General features: G+C 68.8%; 14 protein-coding genes. 5 read left to right on the top strand and 9 right to left on the bottom strand.

Annotated features, from left to right (window positions below; genetic code table 11):
- Window positions 1-2 precede the first annotated feature (2 nt).
- Window positions 3-449, bottom strand: a complete 447-nt coding sequence (locus SL003B_RS17350; protein WP_041375618.1) for a MaoC family dehydratase — start codon at window positions 447-449, stop codon at window positions 3-5.
- A 250-nt stretch (window positions 450-699) separates the two neighbouring features.
- Between SL003B_RS17350 and SL003B_RS17345 the strand changes: the two genes are divergently transcribed.
- Together SL003B_RS17345 and SL003B_RS17340 are read left to right on the top strand one after the other, a co-directional pair.
- Complete coding sequence (locus SL003B_RS17345) at window positions 700-1,083, top strand: response regulator (protein WP_013654170.1); 384 nt, start codon at window positions 700-702, stop codon at window positions 1,081-1,083.
- A 207-nt stretch (window positions 1,084-1,290) separates the two neighbouring features.
- The gene (locus SL003B_RS17340; RefSeq protein ID WP_242390273.1) at window positions 1,291-1,965 is read left to right on the top strand and encodes a protein phosphatase CheZ; all 675 of its coding nucleotides are present in this window, start codon (window positions 1,291-1,293) and stop codon (window positions 1,963-1,965) included.
- 257 nt (window positions 1,966-2,222) lie between these two features.
- Here SL003B_RS17340 and SL003B_RS17335 read toward each other — a convergent pair whose 3' ends face one another.
- Complete coding sequence (locus SL003B_RS17335; RefSeq protein ID WP_013654168.1) at window positions 2,223-3,095, bottom strand: TIGR01459 family HAD-type hydrolase; 873 nt, start codon at window positions 3,093-3,095, stop codon at window positions 2,223-2,225.
- A gap of 120 nt (window positions 3,096-3,215) precedes the next feature.
- Between SL003B_RS17335 and mutL the strand changes: the two genes are divergently transcribed.
- Window positions 3,216-5,051: a DNA mismatch repair endonuclease MutL gene (mutL, locus tag SL003B_RS17330; protein ID WP_041375616.1), complete on the top strand. Its 1,836-nt coding sequence runs from the start codon at window positions 3,216-3,218 to the stop codon at window positions 5,049-5,051.
- Window positions 5,052-5,323: 272 nt separating this feature from the next.
- Here the strand turns inward: mutL and SL003B_RS17325 are convergent, their stop codons facing one another.
- Window positions 5,324-6,457: a porin gene (locus SL003B_RS17325; RefSeq protein WP_242390272.1), complete on the bottom strand. Its 1,134-nt coding sequence runs from the start codon at window positions 6,455-6,457 to the stop codon at window positions 5,324-5,326.
- Window positions 6,458-6,519: 62 nt separating this feature from the next.
- Between SL003B_RS17325 and SL003B_RS23420 the strand changes: the two genes are divergently transcribed.
- Window positions 6,520-6,726, top strand: a complete 207-nt coding sequence (locus tag SL003B_RS23420) for a hypothetical protein (protein ID WP_148259338.1) — start codon at window positions 6,520-6,522, stop codon at window positions 6,724-6,726.
- 104 nt (window positions 6,727-6,830) lie between these two features.
- Here SL003B_RS23420 and amt read toward each other — a convergent pair whose 3' ends face one another.
- On the bottom strand, window positions 6,831-10,124 hold the full coding sequence (gene amt / locus SL003B_RS17320; protein WP_242390271.1) for an ammonium transporter: 3,294 nt from the start codon (window positions 10,122-10,124) through the stop codon (window positions 6,831-6,833).
- Window positions 10,125-10,431: 307 nt separating this feature from the next.
- On the opposite strand from amt, the gene SL003B_RS17315 reads away from it, so the two are divergent.
- Complete coding sequence (locus tag SL003B_RS17315; RefSeq protein ID WP_013654164.1) at window positions 10,432-10,704, top strand: hypothetical protein; 273 nt, start codon at window positions 10,432-10,434, stop codon at window positions 10,702-10,704.
- A gap of 6 nt (window positions 10,705-10,710) precedes the next feature.
- Here the strand turns inward: SL003B_RS17315 and SL003B_RS17310 are convergent, their stop codons facing one another.
- From SL003B_RS17310 to SL003B_RS17290, 5 genes are all read right to left on the bottom strand, one after another.
- Window positions 10,711-11,958 carry an APC family permease gene (locus tag SL003B_RS17310; protein WP_041375615.1) on the bottom strand — a complete coding sequence of 416 codons (1,248 nt, stop codon included), beginning with the start codon at window positions 11,956-11,958 and terminating at the stop codon, window positions 10,711-10,713.
- 187 nt (window positions 11,959-12,145) lie between these two features.
- Window positions 12,146-12,688 carry a GNAT family N-acetyltransferase gene (locus tag SL003B_RS17305; RefSeq protein ID WP_013654162.1) on the bottom strand — a complete coding sequence of 181 codons (543 nt, stop codon included), beginning with the start codon at window positions 12,686-12,688 and terminating at the stop codon, window positions 12,146-12,148.
- 13 nt (window positions 12,689-12,701) lie between these two features.
- A complete protein-coding gene (locus SL003B_RS17300) occupies window positions 12,702-13,289 on the bottom strand; it encodes a helix-turn-helix domain-containing protein (RefSeq protein ID WP_041375614.1) in 588 nt (195 codons plus the stop codon).
- A 52-nt stretch (window positions 13,290-13,341) separates the two neighbouring features.
- Entirely contained in the window at window positions 13,342-13,896 is a 555-nt protein-coding gene (gene rsmD, locus SL003B_RS17295) for a 16S rRNA (guanine(966)-N(2))-methyltransferase RsmD (protein WP_013654160.1), read from the bottom strand.
- A gap of 39 nt (window positions 13,897-13,935) precedes the next feature.
- Window positions 13,936-15,624 carry a pseudouridine synthase gene (locus SL003B_RS17290; protein WP_013654159.1) on the bottom strand — a complete coding sequence of 563 codons (1,689 nt, stop codon included), beginning with the start codon at window positions 15,622-15,624 and terminating at the stop codon, window positions 13,936-13,938.
- Window positions 15,625-15,627 lie beyond the last annotated feature (3 nt).

The raw sequence follows: 15,627 nt of genomic DNA, 5'->3' as shown, positions 1-15,627 counted from the left end.
GTTCAGATGCGCAGCGCGTCGTCGTCTCGGCTGGGCACCTTCACCAGCGCCTCGCCTTCCAGCACCACGATGTCGCCGACCGCGCAGGTGCACTGCAGCCGCGCCCGGTTGCCGCGCTCCAGCAGGTCGACCACGGTGACCGTCACGGTGACGTCGTCGCCGATCTTCACCGGCGCCTTGAAATTCAGCGTCTGCGACAGGTAGATCGCCCCCGGTCCGGGCAGGCGGGTGCCGAGTACCGCGGAGATCAGGCTGGCCGTGTACAGGCCGTGGGCGATACGGGTGCGGAACGGCGTCTTGGCGGCGAAATGCTCGGACAGGTGGATCGGGTTGCGGTCGCCGGAGACCTCCGCGAAGCCGACCACGTCGGAGGAACTGACGTGCTTGACCAGGGTTTCCGTCATCCCGACTTCCAGGTCTTCAAAGCATAGCCGCCGCAGCTCGAGCATTTCGGTCAAACCTTTTCGCTGGTCCCAGTCGTTCTCTGGACGCCGAAGCTAGGCGCGCGGCGCCAGCCGTTCAATACGGCTTTCGGCCAAGAAAAAGCCGCTCGTTATTAACGGACTTTTCAGGGGCTTCACCTAAATTGACCGGAGTGTGGGGAGGCGAGGACACGAACCCGTGTCTCTCTCCTGTTTCGTCAGATCGCGTCTTTAGGCCCGAAGGGTGGGCCGCGTAGTTGACAGTATGGAGTAGACGATGGCCCTTGATCTTCAGATGCCGGTCCTCGTGGTTGATGATTACAAGACCATGATTCGGATTATCCGGAACTTGCTGAAGCAGCTCGGTTTTGAAGACATCGACGATGCGGCGGATGGTACCGAAGCCCTCGAGAAGATGAAGCAGCGCCGCTACGGCCTGGTCATCTCGGACTGGAACATGGAACCGATGACCGGCTACGAACTGCTGAAGCAGGTTCGCTCCGACTCCGGTCTCTGCAAGACGCCGTTCATCATGGTGACGGCGGAATCCAAGACGGAAAACGTCATCGCCGCCAAGAAGGCCGGCGTGAACAACTACATCGTGAAGCCGTTCAACGCGCAGACGCTGAAGGGCAAGATCGAGGCCGTGTTCGCCGACTGAGTGCTTTCGCGTCGCGGAGCGGACGGCGGCCAGCGCGCCTCGGTCCGCCCGTGTTGTTGCGAAAGGCGTGTTTCCGGTGGCGCGGCCGGCCCGGTTCCCGGACCGGCTCATGGAAGTACTTCCGTCCGAAACCGGAGCATGCGTTTCTCGTCCCCGCGCGGGACGGGGCTCGCGGCATCGCGGGCGACGCCCAAGGAGGGCTGGGAAATGACCACAATGACAAGAGAAAACGTAGTCCGCGTCATCGAATTCCTGGAAGGCAACCGCAACCGCGGCGGCGACGTCAGCCTGAACGACGTCATGCAGCTGGCGGAAGTCATGTCCGGTTCGATGCACGATTTCCTGCTCACCGTGCAGCCGGCCGTCACCGGCGAACTGACGGCGATCGCCTCCGAGATCTCCCGCATGAAGGAAGAGATCACGGCGCTGCGCGCCAACGACATGAAGCACAACAAGATCCCGGACGCCGGCCGCGAACTCGATGCCATCGTCGAGGCGACCGAATCCGCCACCCATACCATCATGACGGCGGCGGAGGAGATCATGGGCGCGGACACGTCCGACCCCGCCGCCTACCAGGATCTGGTCAACGCCAAGATGATCGAGATCTTCGAGGCCTGCGCCTTCCAGGACATCACCGGCCAGCGCATCTCCAAGGTCGTCGGCACGCTCAACTACATCGACCAGCGCGTCTCCGCCTTCGTCGAGAAGTTGCGCATTGTCGAGACCATGGAGACGACGCCCGAGGAGACCGACGCCGAGCGCCGCAAGCGGGAACTCATCCTGCACGGCCCGCAGCATGCCGGCGAGGGCGTGTCCCAGGACGACGTCGACGCCATGCTGAATGGCTCTCAGGCCGACATCGACAAGCTGTTCGGCTGAGTCGCTTCGCCATCCGCTTTTGAGAAGGCCGGCTTCGGGCGGCCTCAGCTTGTCGACAAACTTGCGGCCTCTCCAGTGTCATTCCGGCCAAGCGTGATCTGCAGCCGGAACCGGAGAGCCGCGGTGTCGATGGTCTCGATGAAGGAGACCGAGAGGCCGGCTCACCGATCCCGCATCTGCGCTTCGCTGCGTGCGGGATGACGCCTTTGGAGGGGTGTCAGCAGGTCTGAGGCCGCCGCCGGGCGGCCTTCTTGCGTTTACCAGCGCAGCCGCGGCACGGCGGCGCGCGCCGACAGGCCTTCTTCGGCCAGCCGGCGCCGGATCAGCGCCTCGTCGGGCGCCTCGCTCGGCCCGAAATCGGCGGCGTGGATGCCGGCGGTGATGAACAGCACGTCGAGATCCTGCGACACCGCCCCGCGAATGTCGGTCGGCAGGCCGTCGCCGATCGCCAGCACGCGATTGCGGTCGAAGGCCGCGCCCTGGATGTCCTGCAGACGCGCCAGCGCCGCGCTGTAGATCGGCTTATGCGGCTTGCCAAGGATGGTCACGGTGCCGCCGAGGTCCTCGTAGAGCCGTGCCAGCGCGCCGGCGCACCAGATCAGCCGCTCGCCGCGCTCCACGACGATGTCGGGATTGGCGCAGATCATCGGCAGGCCGCGGGCGGCGAGCCGGGTCAGCCGGTCGCGATAGTCGTCGGGCGTCTCGCGCTCGTCGTCGATCAGCCCGGTGCAGCTGATCAGTTCGGCCGCGTCGTCGCCGGTCAGGGCGATGTCCAGGCCCTCGTAGAGCGGCATGTCGCGCTCCGGTCCCATGTGCACGACCTTGCGGTCCAGGTTCTCGATCAGCAGATGGCGCGTCACGTCGCCGGAGGTGACGACGTCGTCATAGGCGGCACGCGTCACGCCGAAGCCGGCGAGCTGGTCATGGATCGGCGCGGCCGGACGCGGCGCGTTGGTGATCAGGATGACGGCGCCGCCGGCCTCTTCGCGGAAGCGCTGCAACGCTCCGTGGGCGTCCGGAAAGGCGGTGACGCCGTTGTGCAGCACGCCCCAGACGTCGCAGAGGATGCCCGAATAGTCGGGGGCGAGCGCCCCGAGACCGGAAACGAGGAGCGGAGCGGTGGCGTTCATGGGCGTCTCTTGCGGTCTGATCTGATATGCTTGACCCGGGAATCGGGCCCGCTGCCGGGAGGCGGGCGGACCATATACGAAGCGGACGCGGCGCGGAACCGCGAACGGACTCGAAACGCAATGGCAGTCAGGCAATTGGGCGAGGCGGTGATCAACCGCATCGCCGCGGGCGAGGTGATCGAGCGCCCGGCAAGCGTGGTCAAGGAACTGGTCGAGAACGCGGTCGACGCCGGGGCGGGCATGGTGGAGATCGTCACCGCCGCCGGCGGCAAGACCCTGCTGCGCGTCTCCGACGACGGCTCGGGCATGACTGCGGCGGATCTCGCCCTCGCCGTCCGCCGGCACTGCACCTCCAAGATCGCCGACGAGGACCTGTTCGACATCCGCACCCTCGGCTTCCGCGGCGAGGCGCTGCCCTCCATCGGGGCGGTCGGCCGGCTGTCGATCGTCACCCGCCACGTCGACGAGCCGCACGCCTGGCGCATCGCGGTCGAGGGCGGTCGGGAAACGCCGCTCGGGCCGGCCGCCCGCCACAGGGGCACCCAGGTCGAGGTGCGCGACCTCTTCTTCGCCACGCCCGCCCGGCTGAAGTTCCTGAAGTCCGACCGCGCCGAGGCTGCCGCCATAACCGAGGTGGTGCGTCGCATTGCGCTCGCCTATCCGCACATCGGCTTTTCCCTGTCCGGCGCCGACCGGCAGGCGCAGTCCTGGCCACCCGCCCGCGACGCCGATCCGCGCCTGGCCCGCATCGCCCAGATCCTCGGCCGCGACTTCGTCGACAACGCGCTGGAGCTCGACGCGGAGAGAGAAGGCGTGCGCCTGACCGGCTTCGCCGGCCTGCCGACCTTTCACCGCGGCACTGCGCAGCAGCAGTTCTTCTACGTCAACGGCCGGCCGGTGAAGGACAAGCTGCTCCTGTCCGCCCTGCGCGGTGCCTATGCCGACGTCCTGGCGCGCGACCGCCATCCGGTGGCGGTGCTGTTCCTCGAACTCGACCCGGCCCATGTCGACGTCAACGTCCATCCGGCCAAGGCCGACGTGCGTTTCCGCGACGGCCAGCTCGTGCGCGGGCTGCTGGTCGGCGCGATCAGGCAGGCGCTTGTCACGGCCGGTCATCGCGCGTCGACTGCCAACGCGGCCGCGGCGATGGACGCCATCCGCGCCGGCGGCTTCGGCGGGTGCGCCGCAGCCGCCGAAGCCCCGTATCGGTCCCCGGCGTCCGGCGCCGCCGGCTGGGACTGGCGGCGCTCCGCCTTCCGCCCCGGGCCCGCGCCGGCCGGCTTCAGCGAGCCGATGCAGGCCGGTCTCGGCGATGTCCTGCCCCTTTCCGCGGATGCGCGGGCGGGGGCCGTTCCTGTCGACGAGGAGGCCCTGCGCCGACCTCTCGGCGCCGCAAGGGCACAAGTGCACGGCACCTACATCATCGCCCAGACCGAGGACGGTCTGGTCATCGTCGACCAGCATGCCGCGCACGAGCGGCTGGTCTACGAGCGGCTCAAGGAGGCCCTGGCGGCCAGGGCCGTCGCGCGCCAGATGCTGCTCATTCCCGAGATCGTCGAGCTGCCGGAAGAAGACGTCGGGCGGCTGGCGGAACGCGCCGCCGAGCTGGAAAGCGTCGGCCTCGTGCTGGAGCCGTTCGGGCCCGGCGCCGTGGCGGTGCGCGAGACGCCGGCCCTGCTCGGCGAGATCGACATCCGCGGGCTCGTCCGGGATCTCGCCGACGAACTGGCGGAATGGGACACCGCGACGGGGCTGAAGGAGCGCCTCGATCACGTCGCCGCGACTATGGCGTGCCACGGTTCGGTGCGCGCCGGGCGACGGCTGCGGGCGGAGGAAATGGACGCGCTGCTGCGCGACATGGAGGCGACGCCGCTGTCGGGCCAGTGCAACCACGGCCGGCCGACCTGGATCGAGCTCAAGCTCGGCGACATCGAGCGTCTGTTCGGCCGCAAATAGCCGCGCGCCCCTTGCCAAATCCGGCAAGCGGCGCCGCCCAGACCGCTGACCCCCTCCAAACGCGTCATCACGCCCGCAGCGAAGCGCAGATGCGGGATCGGCGAGCCGGGGTCTCCCGGTCTCTTTCATCGACACCGCGGCTCTCCGGTTCCGGCTCGCAGCTCACGTTTGACCGGAATGACGCCCGCCGGAGAGGCTGCGGGTGTGTCGACACGCTAAAGGCGGCCCGAAGGCCGCCTTTTCCGTAGGTTCGTCCGCGATGCGGAGCGGGATCAGAATTCCCGCTCGATGCGCAGCGTGGTGTAGATCTCGTCCTTGTCGGCGAGACCGGTCGCGGTCTTGTAGTCGACCTGACGGTAGGCGACCTCCGCGCCGATGCCGAGGCCCTCGATCGGCTTCCAGACGACGTTGGCGTTCAGGCCCCACTGCGAGAAGTCGAAGGCCGAGCCGAGCGCATCGGCGATGTGGTAGCCGCCTTCGAGGTTGGCTTCCCACTTCTCATTGAAGTTGTGGTTGTAGCCGGCCGCGAAGTTGATGGTCTTGGTCGTCTTGGTGGAGACGCCGTTGAACACCGCGTCGGTGATCAGGCCGTCCCAGTCGTTCATCGGGAAATTGCTGGCGCCGTCGGAGTAGCCGACCTGGAAGGCGATCGCGTCGTCGGTGCCGAAGAACGGCACGTTGAACTCGACGCCTGCGGCGATCGCCCAGCCGACCTGGCCGCTGGCGGTCGCGTCGAGGAAGCGGACCTCATGCACCGCACCCATGATCTGGGCGGAGCCCCAGCCCTGGTCGACGCGCAGGTTGGCAACGAGATTCGGCCAGCGGTGTCCGGCGTAGCCGTTGACGACCGGCGAGATCAGGTCGGCCCGGCGAGTGGTCGCGTCCTCGATGGCGACGGTTGCCGAGAAGCCGTTGCCGAAGGCGGCGGTGTAGGCCGCGCTCCAGGTCTTGGCATCGGTGTAGTCGCTGATCGACGCGCCGTAGGAATAGCCGGTGTAGAAGTCGAAGAACGACTGGGTCTTGCCGAACGTGAAGTTGCCGAACTGGATGTAGCCCTCGTACAGCTCCACGGTCGCGTTGCCGTGCGGCGAGTCGCTGGTCACCCAGGTGTCCATGTAGGCGCGGACGAGGCCGTATTCCGAGTTGGTGCGCGCGTCGAGGCGCAGGTAGCCGCGGGCGCGCGTTTCGGTGGCGTTGGCCGTCCGGTCGCTCCAGTTGCTCGGAGCGTCGCCGTAGTTGTTGAAGTAGAAGTCGACACGGACCTTGCCGCCGACGCGCAGGCAGGTCTCGGTGCCGGGGATGTAATAGAAGCCGGTGCCGAACGCGTCGCAGACGCGCACGTAGTCGATCGGCTCCGGCGCTACGGGAAGATCCGCGGCCTGCGCCGCGGTAACGCCTGCGATCATCGCGGATCCAAGCGACAGGACGGAAAAAATGCGGCTAGAACGCATTGCGAACTCCAGAAATCATGACCCAGGTCATCGGTGCGGCTGTTGGTGGAGCATCGGCTTTGGGAGGTGCTCCGGACCGGCCGCATCGGGTGATCCCCCACAACCACAGGGAACACGATCTGAAGCCGTCTAGGGAAATGGAAATTTGGCGGTTTCGCAACAATCGGCAGCACTATTGCGCCGCTGCAACACTTGCTTTCAAGAACTGCCTATTTTTTGCCTGAATGGCTGAAAAACAGGCTAAAAATGAGCGAGTCTGCAAAAGTACAATGCAGCATCTGAAACCCGCTCTGACTGGCCCCACGATGGCGCACGCGGTCGCGTCGACTTATCCGGGCCGCTTGACCCGCGCCCCCGCACCGGCACGGACGGCCGCCTTCAGCTCCGCGTTCACGTCCTTGAGTTGTGCGACGTGGGCGTCCGGGGTCGTCCTGGTGGCGCCGTCCAGGCTGGCCAGGATCGCCCCGACGGGGGGCGGCACGCTGCGTTCGAGCGCGCCGATCGGCTTCGGCCGACCGACCAGGAAACCCTGGATCTCGTCGCAGCCCTTGTCGATCATGATCCGCAGTTCTTCCTCCCGCTCGATGCCTTCCGCGACCACCTCCATGCCGAGCGCATGGCCGAGCCGGGCGACCGTTTCCACGATCGCCAGCGCGTTCGCGTTGGTGTGGATGCCGACGACGAAGGACCGGTCGATCTTGATCGCGTCGAACGGGAAGCGGCTGAGGTAGCCGAGCGACGAATAGCCGACGCCGAAATCGTCGAGGGCGATGCGGATGCCCTTCGCCTTCAGCTTCCTGAGGATCGACAAGGCACGGGCGTCGTCCTCGATCAGCAGGTTCTCGGTAATCTCGAGTTCGAGCCGGCTCGGCGGCAGGCCTGACCGGTCGATCGCTTCCTCGACGGCGTCGGCGAAGCCGTTCTCGCGGAACTGCAGCGGGCTGACGTTGACGCTGATTCGGGCCTCGCCGAGGTGGCGTGCGGCGACCGTCAGCGCCTCGTCGAGCACCCACTTGCCGATGCCGAGGATCTGGCCGGAGCCCTCCGCGACCGGGATGAAGTCGGCGGGGTTGATCAGGCCCTTGTCCGGATGGTTCCAGCGGATCAGCGCCTCGTAGGAGGCGATGCGCGCGTCGCTGATCTGCAGCCGCGGCTGGAAATGCAGTTCGAACTGCCCCTTTTCCAGCGCGATGTCGAGATCGGCTTCCAACTCGCGCCGCCGGCGCATGAGGTCGCCCATGCCGTCCTTGAACAGGCAATAGGCGTTGCGCCCCCTGTGCTTGGCCTCGTAGAGCGCGATGTCGGCGTTCGAGACGATGGTCTCGGCGCCGCCGCCCTGCGCTGGGATGACCGAGATCCCGATGCTGGCGCCAGCCCGCAGGATCAGGCCGTTGCCGCAGTCGATCGGCGCCGACAGCCTGTCGAGCAGCCGGTGGGCCATGTCCTCGGCCTGGGTGACGAAGTCGATGTTGCGCTGGATGACGGCGAATTCGTCGCCGCCCAGGCGGGCGACCGTATCGGTGCGCCGGCTGCCCTGCCGCAGCCGCTCCGCGGTCACCCGAATCACCCGGTCGCCGACCAGGTGGCCGTGCAGGTCGTTGATGTCCTTGAACCTGTCGAGATCGATCAGCAGCAGCGCCGACGACGCGACCGCCGCCCTGGCCTCGTCGATCGCCGCCTCCAGTTCCTTGTTGAACACTGCCCGGTTCGGCAGGTCGGTCAGCGGGTCGTGCTGGGCGAGGTGCAGGATCTGCGCCTCCGCCTTCTTGCGTTCCCTGAGGTCGATGACCGCCGTCACCCGGGTAGGCACGCCGCGGTAGGAGATCATCCGCGTGCGCATCTCGACCGGGACCGGCGTGCCGTCCTGGTGCAGCACGGTGAGCTCGCGCGGGTGGCTCTCGGCTTCGTCCAGGTGCTTCAGCAACTCCTCGCGGTCGTCGAGGGAGAGGAAGTGGCTGAGATCGCGCCCCTTCAGCCTGGTGATCGGCAGCCCGAGCAGATCCTCCAGCGCGGCGTTGCCGTCGACGATGCGCCCGTCCACGGAGATCACGATCGCCTCGAAGGTCGCGTTGGCGAGCGCGCTCAGCCGCTCCGCCTCCTCGCGCGAGCGCGCCGCGTCCGCCGCCTGGATCTGCGCCAGTTCCTCGTTCTGGATCGAGTCCATCAGCGCGTTGAACATGCTGGTCAGGCGCTCGCTGTCGTCGCCGGGAATAACCGGAAGCCGAAGGTTGAGGTCGGCCTTGCCCTCGATCAGCCGGCCGAGCGCCTCCTCGACATGGCCGATGCCGAGGCGTGTGCCGTGCTCGGTCTCGTTCATGCCGCTCGCCTCGCGTTCGGGCGAGATGCGCAGTTCGACCACCCTGCCGAGCAGGGACAGGAACAGGAAGCCCATGCCGAACGCCCAGACGAAGTTCAGCCCGGCGCCGAGCGCCTGCACGCCCAGCTGCTCGAGCCGGCTCGCCAGCGGCAGGTTTGCCGCAGGAGCGAGGAGGGCGAGGCCGAGCGTGCCGGCGAGGCCGGCGATGCCGTGCACGCCGATCGCGCCGACGGCGTCGTCGATGCGCAGGTGCCTCTCGATCGCATGATTGACCCACACCGCCGCGCCGCCGCCGACGAGGCCGATCGCCACCGCACCGACCGTGTCGAGCACCTGGCAGCCCGCGGTCACCGCGACCAGGCCGCCGAGCAGGCCGGAGATCGACTTCTCCGGCAGGATGAAGCCGTTCTGCCGCACGCCGATGAAATAGCCCGCCGCCGTGCCGCTCGCCGCCGCCAGCACCGTGTTGGCGATGATCGAGCCGAGGTCAGCGGTCACGCCGAGCGCCGAGCCGCCGTTGAAGCCGATCCAGCCGACGAACAAGAGCAGCGCGCCGCTGGTCGCCAGCACCGCGCTGTGGCCCTGAATGCGCACCGGCCGGCGCTCGCGGTCGAACCGGCCGAGCCGCGGGCCGATGACCAGGCACGCCGCCAGCGCGATCCAGGCGCCGGTGCCATGCACCACGGTCGAGCCGGCGAAATCGACGAAGCCCATGTCGGCGAGGAAGGGGGCGTTGTCCTTGACGAACAGATTGCCCCAGGCCCAGTGGGTGAACACCGGATAGATCAGTCCGGCGGTGAACACCGAACTCCAGACATAGGCCGGCAGCTTCATGCGCTCGGCCACGGCGCCCGACACGATCGTCGCTGCGGTGCCGCAGAACATCACCTGGAAGGCGAATATCGCGTAGCCCCAGGCATCGAGCTCCGACAGCAGAAACAGGCTGGAATCGAGGCCGATGCCGAAGCCGCTGGCGGCGCCGAAGGCGAACATGAAACCGACGGCGGCGAAGGTGACCACCGAGAAGGCGAAGTCGAACAGGTTCTTCTGGGCGACGTTGATCGAGTTCTTCGAGCGCACCAGGCCGGCCTCGAGCAGCATGAAGCCGACCTGCATCAGCAGCACCAAGCCGGCTGCGACCAGCACCCACATCGTGTCCATCGAGTGCTGCAGTCGTTGCTCCAGCCCCGCTTCGACCAGGCTGTGGCCCGGAACTGGAAGAGCTGTCGCGGTCGTCGCCGCGTGGGACAGCGATGGAAAAAGGGACAAAGTCAGACCGGCGAGAAATCCGATAATCTTCGGCATCAGGCAACCACGACTTGAAACACACGCCGGCAAGGCTAGGGGAAGACCTGTTAATTTCCCGTATCCCGATAATCGGGCGGACAAGGCAATCCGGGCGCGTATATTGACCTAACGGCAATTTATCGCGGTGCACCATCTTTGTGTCTTCGTATCTGCCTGCATTGAATACTTGGTCGACGCGGCCGCATGGCCAAGCTCGTTGCCGAGCGCAGCTGTTCTGGGGGACGTGCAGCCCCCGTCACGGAGCCGTCACGGATCCGGTGTCATCTGGTTGGCGTTCCCATCCGATGGACGAGGCGGTGCGGCGATGCGGGTGCTGTTCTGGCTGCTGGCGGCGGTGCTGATCGTGCTCGGCCTGCTGACCGTGTGGACTCCGATCCCGACCGGCGTGCCGCTCCTGGCCGCGGGCCTGGTGGTGATCCTCGGCACCAGCCGCGGGGCGACGCGCTGGCTGCGCGGCCACCGCCGCCGCAAGCTGCGCCTCGACGGCCTGTTGCTGTGGCTGGAAGAGCGGGCGCCGGCATCCTTCTCGCGCGTCCTGCGCCGCACCCGGCCGCGCCGTCGCGTCGACCGGGGCTGAGCGCGATCAGCCGCCTGCGAGCCCGCCGACCAGCAGCGCGCCGCAGGCGAGGATCGCGCCCCAGGGCACCCAGCCCGGCACCACCACCGTGCCTTCAGGCGCCGGCACGCCGGACCGCTTGATGCGGATCAGCGCCGCCGCCGCCAGCATGAACACGACCAGGGTGATCGTCGACGTTCCCTCCGCCAGGCCCGTGATCGGGAAGGCGAGCGCCAGGACCAGGACCAGAGCCACGACGAGGACGGTCGCCCGCACCGGCGTGCCGGTCGCCGGATGCACCGCGCGAAGGGCCGTGCCGAGGCCGCCCGGCAGCGCCCCGCGGTCGGCCAGCCCGTACAGCACCCGCGAGGCCATGATCATCTGGACGATGATGCCGTTCACCGTGGCGACGACCGCGATCAGCGCGATCGTCACCGGCGACAGGCCGGTCGTGTGGGCGAATACCTCGGCAAGCGGTGCCGTGCTGTCGGTCAGGGCTTCCCGCGGCACGCTGGCCAGCGCCGCCAGCAGCACGGCGAAATAGATGACCAGCGTGAGCGCCAGCGTCAGGAAGATGCCGTGCGCCAGCGTCCGCTGCGGCGCGACCGTCTCCTCGGCGATGGAGGCGATGTCCTCGAAGCCGATGAAGGCGAAGAAGGCGATCAGGCTGGAGCCGAGGATCGCGCCCCACAGCGCGGGATCGGCGGACGGCGGAGGTGAAGCCAGCGCCTGCGCCGGCAGGTCCGCGCCCGCCCACAGCGCACCGGCGACCACGGCGGCGAGGCCGCCGACCTCGACGAGCGTCAGCACTCCGGCAATGGCAACCGATTCACGGATGCCGATCACGGCGACGCAGCCGGTCGTCAGGATCGCGGCCACGGCGAGCACCGGCGCCGGCAGGTCGACGAGTTCGCCGAGATACCCGGCCGCGCCGAGGGCGATCGCCGCCGAGGAGACCACGCCGACCGCCACCACCGCCAGCCCGACGAGCAGGAACAGGTGTCTGGAGCCGAAGCCCGCCTCGACGAAATGCGCTACGGCTGCCGCATAGGGCAGCCGCCCGGTCAGTTCGGCGAAACACGCTGCCGGCAGCAACATGACCAGCCCGGAGATCAGGAACGCCACCGGCGCGTGATCGCCGGCGCGCGCGATCACTTCGCCGATCAGGACGTAGATGCCTGCGCCGACGGTCACGCCGAGGCCGTAGAGCACCACATAGGGCAGCGTCAGCCTCCGCTTCAGGCCGCCGGGCGGCGGCGTTGTGGGCGGTGGCAAGGGGGATGGCTGCGTCGGGGCAGAGGGCACTGGCGTCATGGCCGTCAGACTAAACGCCGTCCGGCCGTCCGGCTCAAGCGAAACCGCGCGTTCCTCCGGGCCCCGTCCTGAGGAGCCTGCGCGAGCGGGCGCCTCGAAGGACACGCACCGAACCTTCCGCCCATGGCGCGAGAAGGCCGCGTGGCCCTCAGATCCCCTTGTACATCACAGTGGTAGCATCGAGGTGCGTGCGGTCGACGTCGAGGCAGTAGCCGGGGATGACGCCGGCGGTGCTGTAGCCCATCGAGGCGTAGAGCGGCTCGGCGGCGTCGCCGGTGCGCGTGTCGAGCGTGAGCAGGCTGCGGCCGAGCGCCCGCGCTTCCGCTTCGATGGCGGCCATCAGCGTGCGGGCAAGGCCTCGGCGGCGGGCGTCCGGATGCACCAGCAGCTTTCTCACCTCGGCCCGGTGCGGCTGGTTGGCCGGCGTGTCGGCGTCGAGCTGGACGGTGCCGACGAGGCGGCCCGCTTCGCGCGCGACCAGCAGCACCGTGCCGCCGCGGGCGACGCCCGGAAGCACCTTCGTGCGCCAGAAGGCGGCGGCGGCCTCCGGTGGGAACGGCAGCACGAAGCCGACGCTGGCGCCGGCGAGCACGCAGGCGTGCAGCAGGGTGCCGAGGTCGTCGACGGACGCCTCGAGCGCGTCGGCTGTCAGCCGCGACAGGGACCAGGAAAGACCGGAGGCCGTTTGCATGGCGGTCGAACCTTCAGACAAGGAACAGGAGATAGCGGGCGCCGGCGTCCTCTGGCGTCTCGAACAGGCTGGAACCGAACAGCTGGTAGCGCAGGCAGTCGCCTGCAGACAGCGTGTGGCGCGTGCCGTCCAGGCTGACCGCAAGCGCGCCGTCGAGCAGCACGAGATGGTGCTCCAGCCCCGGACGTGGCGGCCGTTCGTAGGAAATGCGCGTTGCCGGCGGCAGGCTGCCCTCCAGCACCTCGCCGGCGAGCGCCTGGGCCGGCGGTGACACGGCGCGGCGGCGAAAGCCGGTCTCCGGGTCCCGCCACAGCGGCTGGTCGCTGTATCGTATCAGCGGCGCAAAGCCCTCCTCGACCAGGTACATCAGCCGCGACAGCGGCATGCCGTGGGCGGCGCACAGGCGGCCGAGCGTCGCCGCACTGGCGCTGACCTCGGCATTCTCCAGCCGCGACAGGCTGGCCCGGCTGACGCCGCTGAGCCGGGCGAGGTCGTCGAGCGACCAGCCGCGCTGCAGGCGCAGCGCCTTCAGCCGGTCGGCGATCTGGCGATCGAGCTGGGCGGGATCGAGGGGCGAGGGTTCTGGCAAGGGATCTTTCATATTCGGAATAATTTCTCGAACATGAAAGATCGTCAAGAGGCCGTTCGTCCGGTCAGGCGACTTCCAGGAACAGGACCTGGCTGTCGCCGGCGGTGCGTCGGTCGCGTTCCGTGAAGCCCTCGGGGACCTCGATGGCGACGCCGGCGCGTTCCTCAAGCACGCAGACGGCGCCCGGTTTCAGCCAGCCTCCGGCGCGCGCCGAGGCGAGCGCCCTTTCGCCGAGCCCCTTGCCGTAGGGCGGGTCGGCGAACACGAGGTCGAACGGCTCGATGGTGCCGGCCGGGCCGAGCCGGGTCGCGTCGCGGCGCAGGATCTTGGCGACGCCGTTGAGGCCGAGCGTTTCCATGTTGCGGCGGATGACGCCGCGCGCCTCCACTCCTTCCTCGACGAAGGTGGCGTGGCGCGCGCCGCGGCTGATCGCCTCGAAGCCGAGCGCGCCGGTGCCGGCGAACAGGTCGAGCACTCGCGCGCTGTCCAGTTCGACGCCGAGGCCGTGGACCAGGATGTTGAACACGCTCTCGCGCAGCCGGTCGCTGGTCGGCCGCGTCGCCTCGCCCCTGGGCGCGGCAAGGGCGGCCCCCTTGAACCGGCCCGCGACGATCCTCATGCACCCGTCCTCATGAAATCGTCCCTCACCGCAGGTGCCTCACGGCCGCCCGCGCGGCTTGCCGCCGCCCCGGCCGGGACCGTGCCCACCGCCCCGACCCGAGCCCCCGCCTTCGCTTCGCATGCCGCTCCGCCCCGGGCCTTTGCCGGGTCCGGTGCGCGGGCCCTTGCCTGCCCCGCCCCGCCCGGGACCCTTCGGTCCGCCGCGCGGCGGACGCTCGTCGCCGCCGGCTCGGTCGCGGAACGGCCGCTCGCTCCGGGGCCGCTCACTCCGGGGCCGATCTTCCCGACGCCGCTCGTCGCGAGGCTCCGGTCGCTCGGTGCGCTCCGGCCTCGCCTTGCGGGCGAGCCGCGTGTCCTGCTGCTTGTCCTCGACCAGGCCCTCCTCGCTCCAGATCCGCCGTGCCGGCGGGCGCGGGGCCTCGTCGCGTTCGGGCGCGCGGGAGCGCGGGCGCGGTTCGCTGGTCAGGCGGAAGCGGCTGCGCGGCGACACCTTCTGAGGCCGGTCCTGGGGCCTGTCCTGGGATTTGCCGGAAGGTCGGCGGGTCTCAGGAGGGTTTCCGGCGCCTTTCCGGCGCCTTTCCGGCGCTTCGTCGGACGCGCTCCGGCGGCCGCCGGTGCGCGTCGCCGCCGCCCCCTCGCGGGCGCTCATCCACTCGCCTCCGGCGCGACTTTTCTGAATGTTCTCTTTCTTCTTCAAGGGCTTGTCTGGTTCTGCCTGGGTCAGGACCGGCGCCTCGAAATCCGCCCCCGCGGCCTCCGCCAGCTTGTCCCCCAGCTGGTCGCGCAGCACCCGGCCGCGGATCTCCCTGACCTCGCCCTCGCCGAGGTCGGCCAGCTGGAACGGACCGAAAGACAGTCGGATCAGGCGGTTGACGGACAGTCCGAGGTGCTCCAGGACGCGCTTGACCTCGCGGTTCTTGCCCTCCCTGAGGCCGACCGTCAGCCAGACGTTATCCCCCTGCTGCTTGTCCAGAACGGCCTCGATGGTGCCGTAGAGAATGCCGTCGATGGCGATCCCGTCGGCGAGGCTATCGAGTTGACTTTGCTCGATTTTTCCGTAGGCGCGGACCCGGTAGCGGCGCAGCCAGCCGGTGGCGGGCAATTCCAGCACCCGCGCCAGGCCGCCGTCGTTGGTCAGAAGCAGCAGGCCCTCGGTGTTGATGTCCAGCCGGCCGACCGCAAGAACCCGTGGCAAGTCCTTGGGAAGACTGTCGAAAACCGTCGGACGCCCCTCCGGGTCGCGGGCCGTGGTGACCAGCCCGCGCGGCTTGTGGTAAAGCCACAGCCGGGTGCGTTCCTTCTGCGGCAGCGGTTGCCCGTCGACCACGATCTCGTCGTCGTAAGTCACTGTAAGGGCAGGGCTTTCCAAGATCTTGCCGTTGACGGCGACGCGCCCGGCGAGGATCCAGGCCTCGGCGTCGCGGCGCGAGCAGAGCCCGGCGCGCGCCATCACCTTGGCTATGCGCTCGCCGTCGCGGGCGGGGATAGCGTCGGGCCCGGAAGGCGCGCCATCGGCTGCCGCCGTCGCCGGCGCGGGCTGCGGGCGGGGCTTGCGCGTGCCCGCCTCCGGCCGTGGCGGCTTTGCGCCAGATCCTTGTTTTTCCTTGCGATTCTTGGGCGCTCCGGCGCCTCTGGCGCCGCCCTTGGCGGCTGCCGAGCCGGATGCGGTACGGGGCCCGCGCGGGCTGTTGCCGCGGGACCGGGAGGGGGATTTCCTGTCGGTCATGTC

It is taken from the genome of Polymorphum gilvum SL003B-26A1 (assembly GCF_000192745.1).
GTDB classification, from domain to species: Bacteria; Pseudomonadota; Alphaproteobacteria; order Rhizobiales; family Stappiaceae; genus Polymorphum; species Polymorphum gilvum.
The sequence above is the reverse complement of the archived record's forward strand: the minus strand, read 5'-3'. Positions and strand labels throughout refer to the sequence as shown.

Excerpts from the sequence above, each read along its gene's own strand:
- SL003B_RS17345 (WP_013654170.1), top strand. The coding sequence starts at position 700 with ATGGCCCTTGATCTTCAGATGCCGGTCCTCGTGGTTGATGATTACAAG.
- SL003B_RS23420 (WP_148259338.1), top strand. The coding sequence starts at position 6,520 with ATGACCCAGGTCATCGGTGCGGCTGTTGGTGGAGCATCGGCTTTGGGA.
- mutL (WP_041375616.1), top strand. The coding sequence starts at position 3,216 with ATGGCAGTCAGGCAATTGGGCGAGGCGGTGATCAACCGCATCGCCGCG.
- SL003B_RS17290 (WP_013654159.1), bottom strand. The coding sequence starts at position 15,624 with ATGACCGACAGGAAATCCCCCTCCCGGTCCCGCGGCAACAGCCCGCGC.
- amt (WP_242390271.1), bottom strand. The coding sequence starts at position 10,124 with ATGCCGAAGATTATCGGATTTCTCGCCGGTCTGACTTTGTCCCTTTTT.
- SL003B_RS17340 (WP_242390273.1), top strand. The coding sequence starts at position 1,291 with ATGACCACAATGACAAGAGAAAACGTAGTCCGCGTCATCGAATTCCTG.
- SL003B_RS17300 (WP_041375614.1), bottom strand. The coding sequence starts at position 13,289 with ATGAAAGATCCCTTGCCAGAACCCTCGCCCCTCGATCCCGCCCAGCTC.
- SL003B_RS17335 (WP_013654168.1), bottom strand. The coding sequence starts at position 3,095 with ATGAACGCCACCGCTCCGCTCCTCGTTTCCGGTCTCGGGGCGCTCGCC.
- SL003B_RS17350 (WP_041375618.1), bottom strand. The coding sequence starts at position 449 with ATGCTCGAGCTGCGGCGGCTATGCTTTGAAGACCTGGAAGTCGGGATG.
- SL003B_RS17305 (WP_013654162.1), bottom strand. The coding sequence starts at position 12,688 with ATGCAAACGGCCTCCGGTCTTTCCTGGTCCCTGTCGCGGCTGACAGCC.
- rsmD (WP_013654160.1), bottom strand. The coding sequence starts at position 13,896 with ATGAGGATCGTCGCGGGCCGGTTCAAGGGGGCCGCCCTTGCCGCGCCC.
- SL003B_RS17325 (WP_242390272.1), bottom strand. The coding sequence starts at position 6,457 with ATGATCGCAGGCGTTACCGCGGCGCAGGCCGCGGATCTTCCCGTAGCG.
- SL003B_RS17315 (WP_013654164.1), top strand. The coding sequence starts at position 10,432 with ATGCGGGTGCTGTTCTGGCTGCTGGCGGCGGTGCTGATCGTGCTCGGC.